The sequence below is a fragment of the Citrobacter gillenii genome (assembly GCF_013337685.1).
Lineage (GTDB): Bacteria > Pseudomonadota > Gammaproteobacteria > Enterobacterales > Enterobacteriaceae > Citrobacter > Citrobacter gillenii.
Genome location: NZ_SUQN01000002.1, coordinates 430,275 through 442,037 on the forward strand (window position 1 = coordinate 430,275; position 11,763 = coordinate 442,037).

At 52.9% G+C, this 11,763-nt stretch carries 11 protein-coding genes and 7 tRNA genes; 2 read left to right on the top strand and 16 right to left on the bottom strand.

Going from position 1 to position 11,763, the window contains the following annotated elements; translation table 11 throughout:
- Nucleotides 1-104: 104 nt before the first annotated feature.
- The 4 genes from gltL to gltI all read right to left on the bottom strand — a co-directional run bounded on the left by gltL (nt 105) and on the right by gltI (nt 3,311).
- Entirely contained in the window at nt 105-830 is a 726-nt protein-coding gene (gltL, locus tag FCH32_RS05765; RefSeq protein WP_096757890.1) for a glutamate/aspartate ABC transporter ATP-binding protein GltL, read from the bottom strand.
- Nucleotides 830-1,504, bottom strand: coding sequence for a glutamate/aspartate ABC transporter permease GltK (gene gltK, locus FCH32_RS05770; RefSeq protein WP_096757889.1), 675 nt, complete (start codon nt 1,502-1,504; stop codon nt 830-832). The genes gltL and gltK overlap by 1 nt, the downstream gene beginning before the upstream one ends.
- The gene (gltJ, locus tag FCH32_RS05775; RefSeq protein ID WP_174360637.1) at nt 1,504-2,244 is read right to left on the bottom strand and encodes a glutamate/aspartate ABC transporter permease GltJ; all 741 of its coding nucleotides are present in this window, start codon (nt 2,242-2,244) and stop codon (nt 1,504-1,506) included. The genes gltK and gltJ overlap by 1 nt, the downstream gene beginning before the upstream one ends.
- Nucleotides 2,245-2,402: 158 nt before the next feature.
- Nucleotides 2,403-3,311: a glutamate/aspartate ABC transporter substrate-binding protein GltI gene (gene gltI, locus FCH32_RS05780; RefSeq protein ID WP_096757887.1), complete on the bottom strand. Its 909-nt coding sequence runs from the start codon at nt 3,309-3,311 to the stop codon at nt 2,403-2,405.
- On the opposite strand from gltI, the gene FCH32_RS05785 reads away from it, so the two are divergent.
- Nucleotides 3,306-3,647, top strand: a complete 342-nt coding sequence (locus FCH32_RS05785) for a hypothetical protein (RefSeq protein ID WP_153880589.1) — start codon at nt 3,306-3,308, stop codon at nt 3,645-3,647. The genes gltI and FCH32_RS05785 overlap by 6 nt on opposite strands.
- A 34-nt stretch (nt 3,648-3,681) precedes the next feature.
- Here FCH32_RS05785 and lnt read toward each other — a convergent pair whose 3' ends face one another.
- The 5 genes from lnt to miaB form a co-directional block, all read right to left on the bottom strand.
- Complete coding sequence (gene lnt / locus FCH32_RS05790) at nt 3,682-5,220, bottom strand: apolipoprotein N-acyltransferase (RefSeq protein WP_174360638.1); 1,539 nt, start codon at nt 5,218-5,220, stop codon at nt 3,682-3,684.
- 24 nt (nt 5,221-5,244) lie between these two features.
- Nucleotides 5,245-6,123, bottom strand: a complete 879-nt coding sequence (gene corC, locus FCH32_RS05795) for a CNNM family magnesium/cobalt transport protein CorC (RefSeq protein WP_096757884.1) — start codon at nt 6,121-6,123, stop codon at nt 5,245-5,247.
- A 98-nt stretch (nt 6,124-6,221) separates the two neighbouring features.
- On the bottom strand, nt 6,222-6,689 hold the full coding sequence (gene ybeY / locus FCH32_RS05800) for an rRNA maturation RNase YbeY (RefSeq protein ID WP_096757883.1): 468 nt from the start codon (nt 6,687-6,689) through the stop codon (nt 6,222-6,224).
- Nucleotides 6,686-7,732 carry a PhoH family protein gene (locus tag FCH32_RS05805; RefSeq protein WP_167456046.1) on the bottom strand — a complete coding sequence of 349 codons (1,047 nt, stop codon included), beginning with the start codon at nt 7,730-7,732 and terminating at the stop codon, nt 6,686-6,688. The genes ybeY and FCH32_RS05805 overlap by 4 nt, the downstream gene beginning before the upstream one ends.
- Before the next feature lie 254 nt (nt 7,733-7,986).
- A complete protein-coding gene (gene miaB, locus FCH32_RS05810; protein ID WP_096757880.1) occupies nt 7,987-9,417 on the bottom strand; it encodes a tRNA (N6-isopentenyl adenosine(37)-C2)-methylthiotransferase MiaB in 1,431 nt (476 codons plus the stop codon).
- A gap of 145 nt (nt 9,418-9,562) precedes the next feature.
- Here miaB and ubiF point away from each other — a divergent pair, with 145 nt between their 5' ends.
- Nucleotides 9,563-10,738 (top strand): 3-demethoxyubiquinol 3-hydroxylase, encoded by a 1,176-nt coding sequence (ubiF, locus tag FCH32_RS05815; RefSeq protein WP_115259092.1) that lies wholly within the window; start codon nt 9,563-9,565, stop codon nt 10,736-10,738.
- A gap of 120 nt (nt 10,739-10,858) precedes the next feature.
- On the opposite strand, the gene FCH32_RS05820 is transcribed toward ubiF, so the two are convergent.
- From FCH32_RS05820 to FCH32_RS05850, 7 genes are all read right to left on the bottom strand, one after another.
- A tRNA-Gln gene (locus FCH32_RS05820) sits at nt 10,859-10,933 on the bottom strand.
- A 36-nt stretch (nt 10,934-10,969) separates the two neighbouring features.
- Nucleotides 10,970-11,044, bottom strand: a tRNA-Gln gene (locus FCH32_RS05825).
- A 44-nt stretch (nt 11,045-11,088) separates the two neighbouring features.
- Nucleotides 11,089-11,165: transfer RNA gene (locus tag FCH32_RS05830), tRNA-Met, on the bottom strand.
- Between the two features lie 21 nt (nt 11,166-11,186).
- Nucleotides 11,187-11,261, bottom strand: a tRNA-Gln gene (locus FCH32_RS05835).
- A gap of 36 nt (nt 11,262-11,297) precedes the next feature.
- A tRNA-Gln gene (locus tag FCH32_RS05840) sits at nt 11,298-11,372 on the bottom strand.
- A 23-nt stretch (nt 11,373-11,395) separates the two neighbouring features.
- Nucleotides 11,396-11,480: transfer RNA gene (locus FCH32_RS05845), tRNA-Leu, on the bottom strand.
- Nucleotides 11,481-11,488: 8 nt separating this feature from the next.
- Nucleotides 11,489-11,565 (bottom strand) — tRNA-Met (locus tag FCH32_RS05850).
- Nucleotides 11,566-11,763: the final 198 nt, after the last annotated feature.

Below are 11,763 nucleotides of genomic sequence, written 5' to 3' on the forward strand. Positions count from 1 at the left end.
TGGGTGGGACTTCGTGACAAGGTTAACGCCGGGCTGTATGTGATTCGAGATGCGAAGAAAGAAAGCGTGATTTGGCGCGCACTTTGATGTGCGCGCCGGAAAGATTAATGCAATATTTTGGCGAGGAAGTCTTTGGCGCGGTCTGATTTTGGATTGGCAAAGAACTCTTCTTTCGGCGAGTCTTCCACAATCTTACCCTCATCCATAAAGATTACCCGGTTCGCCACTTTCCGAGCGAAGCCCATTTCGTGGGTGACCACCATCATGGTCATCCCTTCATGAGCCAGCTCGACCATGACGTCCAGCACCTCGTTGATCATTTCTGGATCGAGCGCTGAGGTGGGTTCATCAAACAACATGGCGATAGGATCCATACACAGCGCCCGGGCAATGGCCACGCGCTGCTGCTGTCCACCAGAAAGCTGGGCCGGAAACTTATCGGCATGGGCCGACAGTCCTACGCGCTCAAGCAGTTTTTGTGCTTTGTCGCGAGCAGGCTTTTTATCGCGTTTAAGTACTTTTACCTGGGCCAGGGTCAAGTTTTCGATGATCGACAAATGTGGGAACAGTTCAAAGTGCTGGAAGACCATGCCCACGCGAGAACGCAGTTTGGCCAGATCGGTTTTTTTGTCATTCACGACGGTACCGTCAACGGTGATCACACCCTGCTGCACTGGCTCCAGGCCGTTTACCGTTTTGATCAGCGTCGATTTACCGGAGCCTGACGGACCGCAAACTACCACCACTTCACCTTTTTTAACTTCCGTGGAGCAGTCGGTCAGAACCTGAAAGTGACCATACCATTTAGAAACATTTTTCAGGGTAATCATTAAACTGTCCTTTTCTTCAAATAGCTGACCAACAACGATGCGCTCAGACTGAATACAAAATAGACGGCGCCAGCAAACAGGATCATCTCGACCTGTGTGCCGTCACGCTCGCCAATGGTGGAGGCGGTACGGAAGAAATCTGCCAGACTTAATACGTAGACCAGCGAGGTGTCCTGGAATAGAACGATGCCCTGGGTCAGCAGCAACGGCACCATCGCGCGAAATGCCTGCGGCAGAATAATGAGCTTCATCGACTGCCAGTGGGTCATCCCTAACGCCAGCGCGGCGCTGGACTGTCCACGAGAAATACTCTGGATCCCGGCACGGATAATCTCTGAGTAGTACGCCGCTTCAAACATCGAAAACGCCACCATCGCTGAGATCAGACGAATATCGGTTTTCGGTGACAGGCCTAATACGTTCTGTAAGAACCCTGGTACAATCAGATAGAACCACAGCAGCACCATGACCAGCGGAATAGAGCGGAATACGTTCACGTAGATCTTCGCAAACCAGGCAATGGGCGCGAAGCTGGACAGACGCATTACCGCAAGGATAGTTCCCCAAACGATGCCAATAATGACCGCCGTAACGGTAATTTTCAGCGTGATCATCAGCCCATCCAGCAGATACGGTAGGGAGGGGACAATGGAACTCCAGTCAAATTCGTACATTATTTGCCTCCCAAATTGCCAGGCAGGCGAGTTTTATGTTCAACCAGATTCATCACCAGCATAATAAAGGCGTTAATCAAGACGTAGGCAAGGGTGATAGCCGTAAACGACTCCCAGGCGTGGGCAGAGTAATCCAGCAGCTTGCCTGCCTGTGCTGCCATATCGACCAGACCGATGGTTGAGGCGATGGCGGAGTTTTTCACCAGGTTCATCATTTCTGATGTCATCGGCGGTACGATCACGCGGTAGGCGTTGGGCAGCAGAACATAGCGATAGGCCTGCGGTAGCGTCAGCCCCATCGCCAGCGCGGCGTTTTTTTGTCCGCGAGGCAAAGACTGAATCGCGGCGCGCACCTGCTCACAAACGCGGGCGGCGGTAAACAGCCCCAGGCAGAGCATTGAGGAGAGGAAAAACTGGATGTTGGGATCCAACTCAGCCTTGAACCACATGCCAATGTTTTCTGGGAGCAGTTCCGGGATCACCAGATACCAGGTAAAAAATTGTACGATCAGCGGAACGTTACGAAACAGTTCAACATACAACGTGCCTATCCCGGAAAGGAAACGGTTGGGAACGGTGCGTAAGATGCCGAATAGGGAACCTATCAGGAAAGCAATAATCCAGGCGGTGATTGAAAGCGCGACGGTGACCTGGAAACCACTCCAGAGCCAGCCGAGATAGGTGGTGTTGCCGAACGGGGCTTCTTGTAAAAAAATCCCCCAGTTCCAGTCTATAGACATAAATCTACTCCAGAAAAAAAAAGGGTAGCAGCGCTACCCTCGAAGATTGTTGAGAAGCTCATTTTTCGCGCTGAGTGGGGAACGGCCACTCAGCGTATAGTCTGTCCATGCTTCCCGACAATCGTGAGGGCCAGGTGAACTCGCCCCATTTATTTTAGTTAGTTGAGTGCTTTATCATTTGGTTCTTTGAACAGGGCCTTCATCTCGCTCGACAGTTCGAAATTCATATTCAGGTTCTTTGGCGGAATAGGGTTTTTAAACCATTTATCAAACCACTTCTCTGCTTCACCTGAAGTTTGTGCCTGCGCAATGGTGTCATCCATCAGCTTTTTGAACGCGACGTCGTCTTTACGCAGCATACAGCCGTACGCTTCCTGAGATTGTGGCTTGCCGACGATCTCCCAGTTGTCCGGTTTCTTCGCCTTCGCGCGTTCACCAGCCAGCAGGGCGTCATCCATCATAAAGGCGACGGCGCGACCGCTTTCGAGGGTACGGAAAGAGTCACCGTGGTCTTTCGCACTGATGATGCGCATATCCATTTTTTGTTCTTCGTTCAGCTTATGCAGCAGCACTTCCGAGGTGGTACCGGAAGTCACAACCACCGCTTTGCCTTTCAAGTCAGCGAAATCTTTGATGTCGCCGCCTTTTTTCGCCAGCAGGCGGGTGCCGACAACGAAAATGGTGTCAGAAAATGCCGCTTGTTTCTGGCGTTCAACGTTGTTGGTGGTTGAACCACATTCAAAGTCGAAGGTGCCGTTTTGCAGCAGCGGAATGCGGTTCTGGGAGGTAATCGGAATCAGCTTCACCTGCAGGTCAGGTTTGTTCAGCTTTTTCTTCACGGCCTCAACAATTGCGTTGGAGTAATCCTGTGAATAACCGACCACTTTCTGCTGATTATCGTAGTAGGAAAACGGGACCGAGGATTCACGGTGTCCGACGACGATGACGCCATTTTTAGCGATCTTGTCCAGGGTGCTGCTTGCCGCAGGGGCGGCATCTTCCGCGTGCGCCAGACCGGCAGACATTCCCACGACCAGCATGGCAGTGGCGAGCTTACGTAATTGCATATCCAACTCCTTTATCGTCTGCGTCAGGGACGCATTGATACCCATTGTGATGTTGTTATTGTTTGCTACTTAAAAGTGCAGTCTTGTATGTGTTTGTTAACATTTAGTTTGGATGAATGTAAAGAATTTGCTGTGTTATTGTTTATTTTTGCGAAGTGCGCCGCACCGTTTGAGGGCAAAAATATCTTGTTGCACATTTCAGGTGCTACCTGTGCTCAAATTTGGTGCGACCAGGTTGCACATTCAACCAAAACAGCGTTTGCCTTGTATAACAAAGCAATAGGCGTGCCAGAATGGGAGTGGAGAGGGGATGTGTTAGCCGGACAAGGCGCGTGAGCGCCAACATCCGGCAATATGACGAGAGCAGAGATTATTTACGACGCTGGCGCAGACTCATGATGATCGCGCCAAAGCCTAACAACGCGGTAATCAGCCATAACGGCCAGTTTCCGGTACGCGCATACGGCGTGAGACCCGTTGTCGGGGTAACGCTGGTGGTCAGTACCTGTCGGGTAAACTGCGGGATCATGGCCTGCACTTCACCTTGCGGGCCAATCACCGCCGTGATGCCATTATTAGTGCTACGCAACAGCGGACGCGCCAGCTCCAGTGACCGCATGCGCGCCATCTGGAAGTGCTGCCATGGACCGATGGATTTACCAAACCAGGCATCATTGGAGATGGTCAGCAAGTAGTCCGTATCCGGGCGGAAGTTATCCCGTACCTGTTCGCCAAGAATAATTTCGTAGCAGATTGCCGCCGTCAGCTTAAAGCCGTGTGCCTGCAGCTGTGGCTGCACATACGGCCCTCGGCTGAAGGATGACATGGGTAAGTCAAAGAACGGCGCCAGCGGGCGTAGAATCGATTCCAGCGGCACAAACTCACCAAACGGGACAAGGTGATTTTTGTTGTAACGATTGCTGGAGTCATAGCTGTACGGACTGTCTTTACCCAGCGTGATGATGGTGTTGTAAGTATCGTAGCGGTTTTGCTTGTTAAGGCGCGCGTCAACAATACCGGTGATTAGCGTGCTGTTTTTAGATTTTAGCAGGTCATCCATCATGTCGAGGAAACGCTGCTGATTGATCTCCAGATCAGGAATAGCGGACTCTGGCCAGATGATCAGCTGTGATTTGCCCATTTCAGGCTGCGTGGCATCAAGGTAAATCTTCAACGTGTTGATGAGCTGACCTTCATCCCACTTCAGCGACTGCGGAATGTCACCTTGCACCATCGAAACTTGGGTTGTTTTTTCTGGCTCCAGCGTATACCACTGGATGTAACGCAGCGGGAAGGGCAGAGCGAACAATACCACGGCAGCAACCAGAGGACGCCAGTTACGTGTGACTAACGCCAGCGCCAGCAGGCCGCTGACCATCATCAGCAGGAAGTTAATCGCCTCGACGCCCATTACCGGCGCCAGGCCTTTCAGCGGGCCGTCAATCTGGCTGTAGCCAAACTGTAGCCATGGGAAGCCGGTCAGCACCCAGCCGCGCAGGAATTCGGTTATCTGCCAGACTACCGGGGCAGCAATCGCCACCCGCAGCCAGCTGGTTTTTGGACACAGGCGCGACAGAACGCCCGCAAACAAACCTGTGTACAGCGAGAGGTATGCCGCAAGCAATACCACAAGGAATACGTTAACCGGGCCTGGCATACCGCCAAATTGCGCAATGCTGACATAGACCCAGTTGATGCCGGAGCCAAAAAGACCCATTCCCCAGACATAGCCGATAGCGGCAGACTGGAGTGGGCGACGGTTGAGAGTTAAGGCCTGCAGACCCATCAGCGAAATAATCGCCGCAGGCCAGATGTCATACGGAGAGAACGCCAGCGTCCCGCAGGCACCGAATAATAACGCCAGCAGCAGGCGAATGCGCTGGCGTTCAATTAAGGGGGCAAATGCCATGTAGTCTTTGATCCAGTTTCGGGTTTATTCGTCCAGTTTTGGCTGGGGTGAGTCGTCCGGAATTCTGACATGAACCTGAATAATACGACGGCTGTCGGCCATGGCAACTTTGAACTGGTAGCCATCAATGTCGATAGTCTCTCCACGTGCGGGCAGATGACCAAAGGCCTGCATCACCAAACCGCCAATAGTATCGACTTCTTCGTCGCTAAAGTGGGTGCCGAAGGCTTCGTTGAAGTCTTCGATCGGGGCCAGCGCACGAATGGTCCAGGTGTGGCGACTGAGCTGACGGAAATCGATATCGTCTTCTTCGTCGTATTCATCTTCGATTTCACCGACGATCAGTTCAAGAATGTCCTCAATGGTCACCAGACCCGAGACACCGCCGAACTCGTCGATAACGATAGCCATATGGTACCGCTGAGAGCGGAACTCTTTCAGCATGCGGTCAACACGCTTGCTCTCAGGTACGACAACCGCCGGGCGTAACACTTTTTCCATGCTGAAAGCTTCGGCATCACTGCGCATAAACGGCAGCAAGTCTTTCGCCATCAGAATCCCTTCAATGTGATCTTTGTCTTCGCTGATCACCGGGAAACGCGAGTGGGCGGACTCGATGATGACATCAAGACACTCATCCAGAGTCTGGTTGCGTTTCAGTGTGATCATCTGGGACCGGGGGATCATGATGTCGCGAACACGTTGGTCCGCAATGTCCATCACCCCTTCGAGCATATCGCGCGTATCTTCATCGATAAGGTCGTTTTGCCCGGAATCACGGATCAGCTCCAACAGTTCGTCGCGGTTTTTTGGTTCACCGTGGAAAAGTTGGCTCAGTAACAGGGAAAAGAATCCCTTTTTGCTGTGTAAGGTGTCACTACTGTGTGAATTGTCGTCGCTCATGGCGTCGTATGGGTTCTCATGTTAGTTAATAGATTGCTCAAGGCACGTAAACTCAGTGCCCGGCGTGGTGACCTGTCACCGGCTTGACCGGTAGCAGGTTATTCCTTCTCGGCAATGTACGGATCCTCATAGCCCAGAGCAAGCATAATCTCTGTTTCGAGGGATTCCATTTCTTCCGCTTCGTCGTCTTCGATATGGTCGTAGCCTAAGAGATGCAGGCTACCGTGTATAACCATGTGTGCCCAGTGGGCTTCAAGAGGCTTACCTTGCTCCTGCGCTTCTTTTTCGACCACCTGACGACAGATGACCAGATCGCCCAGCAGCGGCAGTTCGATGCCCGGTGGGGCCTCAAACGGGAAGGACAGCACATTGGTTGACTTGTCTTTCCCGCGATAGGTCAGATTCAGTTCGTGGCTTTCAGCGTCATCGACCAGGCGAATGGTGACCTCTGACTCTTCCTGAAACTGCGGGATCACCGCATCCAGCCATGCCTGAAACTGGCGCTCATCCGGTAAACCGGCGTTATCTTCACATGCCAGCTGTAAATCGAGAATAACCTGACTCATTTTTGTTCCTGTTCCTGGGCTTCACGCTTGCGTTCCGCTGCCTGTTCGGCTTTACGTTTTTGTTCTGCTTCTTCCCAGGCTTCATACGCCGTCACGATACGGGCAACCACCGGGTGGCGTACCACGTCTTCGCTATGGAAGAAATTAAAGCTAATCTCATCGACCTCAGCCAACACTTCGATGGCATGACGCAGACCGGATTTGGTGCTGCGCGGCAGGTCAATTTGGGTAATGTCGCCGGTGATCACCGCTTTGGAGTTGAAGCCAATACGGGTCAGGAACATTTTCATCTGTTCGATAGTCGTGTTCTGGCTCTCATCAAGGATAATGAACGCATCGTTCAGCGTACGGCCGCGCATATAAGCCAGCGGGGCGACTTCAATGACGTTACGCTCGATAAGCTTCTCCACCTTCTCAAAACCGAGCATTTCGAACAGCGCATCATACAGCGGACGTAAATAAGGATCGACTTTCTGGCTGAGATCGCCCGGCAGGAAGCCCAGTTTTTCACCGGCTTCAACCGCCGGACGGGTCAGCAGAATACGGCGAATTTCCTGACGCTCGAGCGCATCGACCGCGGCGGCTACCGCCAGGTAGGTTTTACCCGTCCCTGCAGGACCGACGCCGAAGGTGATGTCGTGGTCGAGAATATTGGCGATGTACTGCGCCTGATTCGGCGTACGCGGTTTGATCACGCCACGCTTGGTTTTGATATTCACCGCTTTGCCAAACTCCGGCACGCTGTCTGCGCTCTGCTCAAGGACACGCGCTTCTTTGATTGCCAGGTGAATTTGTTCCGGCTCGATGTCCTGCGTCTTGCCGCGCATTGGCGCGGTATCGACGTACAGGCTGTGTAAAATATCTGCCGCAGCGGTAACGCAAATCGGGCGACCGGTCAGCTTAAAGTGGTTGTCGCGGCGGTTAATTTCGATACCAAGGCGACGTTCAAGCTGTTTGATGTTGTCATCAAAAGGACCGCACAGGCTCAACAGACGGGCATTGTCTGCGGGCTCAAGGGTAATTTCGCGAGTGTCTATGTTCAAACCGTTCCTCTTATGCAGATATCGCCGGACGTCGAACATTTACCGGCATGTAGGGAAATTATTCACGCCACAGGGAAAAGGCGCAAGCATTGCAATGAAGATGGGGGCGTAGAGAGGAAATACAAGACCCTCCCCGTCATACTTCAAGCCGCAGAGGCGTTGCCTGCACTCGCGCACCCCAGTCACATAGTTATCTATGCTCCTGGGGATTTGCTCGTTTGTCGCTTTAGGGGATAGAGGAGGGGTTATGGTAATTACGGCTGATAAATGCCGACACCCAGATCGTTTTCTTTGCGGGTACGCGCAATGACCGACTCCGGACTTTCTGCGATGCGCAGGCCCATTTCGTCCTCGGTACGCACGACTTTACCGCGCAGGGAGTTAGTCCAGACGTCGGTAATTTCAACATCCACAAACTTACCGACCATATCCGGGGTGCCTTCAAAATTCACCACACGGTTATTTTCGGTACGACCCGACAGCTCCATTACGCTTTTACGCGACGTGCCTTCGACCAGAATACGCTGGGTGGTGCCGAGCATACGGCGGCTCCAGGCCATGGCCTGCTGGTTGATGCGATCCTGCAGGATATACAGACGTTGCTTTTTCTCTTCTTCCGGGACGTCGTCAACCATATCGGCGGCAGGCGTGCCAGGACGAGCTGAGAAGATAAAGCTGTAGCTCATGTCGAAGTTAACGTCGGCAATCAGCTTCATGGTCTGCTCGAAATCTTGTGTGGTTTCGCCAGGGAAGCCCACGATGAAGTCGGAGCTAATCTGAATATCCGGGCGTGCAGCGCGCAGTTTGCGGATGATCGCCTTGTATTCCAGCGCGGTATGGGTACGTCCCATCAGGTTTAGTACGCGATCTGAGCCACTCTGTACCGGCAGGTGCAGGAAGCTTACCAGCTCCGGGGTGTCGCGATAGACTTCAACGATATCGTCGGTGAACTCAATTGGATGACTGGTAGTGAAACGGATACGGTCAATGCCGTCGATCGCCGCCACCAGACGCAGTAAATCTGCGAATGAGCCGGTCGTGCCGTCGTAGTTCTCACCGCGCCAGGCGTTAACGTTTTGCCCCAGCAGGTTGACTTCACGTACGCCCTGCGCCGCAAGTTGGGCAATTTCAAGCAGGATATCGTCCGCCGGACGGCTGACTTCCTCACCGCGGGTGTAGGGCACCACGCAGTAAGTGCAGTATTTGTTACAGCCTTCCATGATGGACACAAACGCGCTTGGACCTTCAGCACGCGGTTCCGGCAGGCGGTCGAACTTTTCGATTTCCGGGAAACTGATATCCACCACTGGGCTACGGCTGGTGCTACCGCGCACTTTGTTGATCATTTCCGGCAGGCGGTGCAGGGTTTGTGGCCCAAAAATAATGTCGACGTAGTGTGCACGTTGACGAATATGGTCGCCTTCCTGGGAGGCGACACAGCCACCCACGCCGATAATCAGATTCGGGTTTTTCTCTTTTAAGAGTTTCCAGCGACCTAACTGATGGAAAACTTTTTCCTGAGCCTTCTCGCGAATTGAGCAGGTATTCAGCAGCAGCACATCCGCTTCTTCCGCCACGTCGGTCAGTTGATACCCGTGAGTGGCATCCAGCAGATCGGCCATCTTCGATGAATCGTATTCGTTCATCTGACAGCCCCAGGTTTTAATATGGAGTTTTTTAGTCATCGACTTGCTCTTGCGAAATTGTGGCTGAAATGCAGGGCGCATAGTGTACTGCGTTGGCGCGGTTGTGACCAGTATGACGGATGTCAGCCTCAAGGGGTAAAAAATCCTGTAAACTTACACAATACATGTAACAGGATGATTGACCATGACAAATCAACCAACGGAAATTGCCATTGTCGGCGGGGGGATGGTCGGCGGCGCGCTGGCGCTGGGACTGGCGCAGCATGGATTCAGGGTGACGGTAATAGAGCACGCCGCGCCCGTGCCGTTTGTGGCTGACAGTCAGCCCGATATCCGTATTTCAGCCATTAGCTCCGCGTCTGCATCGTTGCTGAAAGGGTTGGGTGTCTGGGATGCGGTGCAGGGCATGCGCACTCATCCATATCGTCGTCTGGAAACCTGGGAGTGGGAGAATGCCCATGTGGTGTTTGATGCGGCAGAGCTAAAACTCCCATTGCTGGGCTATATGGTCGAAAACAACGTCCTGCAACAGGCGTTGTGGCAGGCGATGGAGGCGCATCCCAACGTGACCCTGCGCGTGCCGGCATCACTGATTTCTCTGCATCAACATAACGATCGGCATGAGCTTGAACTGACTGGCGGTGAAAAGATAACGGCAAAACTGGTGATTGGTGCCGATGGCGCGAATTCTCAGGTACGTCAAATGGCCGGGATTGGCATCCATGCCTGGCAGTACGCGCAATCCTGCATGCTGATTACCGTGCAATGTGAGAATTCACCGGGAGACAGTACCTGGCAGCAGTTTACCCCTGACGGACCGCGGGCGTTTTTACCGCTGTTCGATAACTGGGCTTCGCTGGTGTGGTATGACTCTCCGGCCCGCATCCGCCAGTTGCAGAGTCTCGATATGGCGCAGCTCCAGGCGGAAATCGCAAAATATTTCCCTTCACGTCTGGGTGACGTTACGCCTGTTGCCGCAGGGGCGTTTCCACTTACTCGTCGCCACGCGTTGCAGTATGTACAGCCAGGACTGGCGCTGGTGGGCGATGCTGCGCACACCATTCATCCGCTTGCCGGGCAGGGGGTGAATCTGGGGTACCGTGATGTCGATGCGTTAATTGATGTGCTGGTGAACGCCCGTAGCTATGGTGAGCAGTGGGCCAGTCAGCGGGTACTGAAGCGCTACCAAACGCGTCGTATGACCGATAACTTCATCATGCAAAGTGGTATGGATCTGTTTTACGCCGGATTCAGCAACAACCTGCAGCCGCTGCGTATTATGCGCAATCTTGGTCTAATGGCCGCCGAGCGTGCAGGCGTGTTAAAACGTCAGGCGCTGAAGTATGCGTTAGGGTTGTAGCTCAAGTGGTGCCTGATGGCGCTGCGCTTATCAGGCCTACGCGTCATGTAGGCCGGGTAAGGCTTGCCGTCACCCGGCGTTAGAAAAGCAAAAAGCTCGCCGAAGCGAGCTTTTCTAAAATGGCTGGGGTACGAGGATTCGAACCTCGGAATGCTGGTATCAGAAACCAGAGCCTTACCGCTTGGCGATACCCCAACGGGTGCACCCACAAAGTGGACGACTTTTTGAAATTGGCTGGGGTACGAGGATTCGAACCTCGGAATGCTGGTATCAGAAACCAGAGCCTTACCGCTTGGCGATACCCCAACAATTTTTTGGATTTACCGAATTAAATCGATACGCCCTTAATATGGTGGCTACGACGGGATTCGAACCTGTGACCCCATCATTATGAGTGATGTGCTCTAACCAGCTGAGCTACGTAGCCAAATACTATCATATTCTTCGATGGCTGGGGTACCTGGATTCGAACCAGGGAATGCCGGTATCAAAAACCGGTGCCTTACCGCTTGGCGATACCCCAATGACCGTTGCGGTGAACCGCTATATCGAAGAAAAGTGGCTGGGGTACCTGGATTCGAACCAGGGAATGCCGGTATCAAAAACCGGTGCCTTACCGCTTGGCGATACCCCATCCGTGCAACGCTTACGGGTGAATGGTGCGGGAGGCGAGACTTGAACTCGCACACCTTGCGGCGCCAGAACCTAAATCTGGTGCGTCTACCAATTTCGCCACTCCCGCAAAAAAGATGGTGGCTACGACGGGATTCGAACCTGTGACCCCATCATTATGAGTGATGTGCTCTAACCAGCTGAGCTACGTAGCCATCTTTTTTTCGCGTTACCTTATCGGCGTTGCGGGGCGCATTATGCGTATTGAGCCTTGAAGCGTCAACCCCTTTTTCATTGAAAATAGCTGGAATGTGACTGTTTGGTTAGGTTGCGAACAGCGTGACGCAATATTCGGCAATTATTCGTTATTAATTGTTTTTCCGCACGTAAAACCGACATAAAAAAAGAGCCCC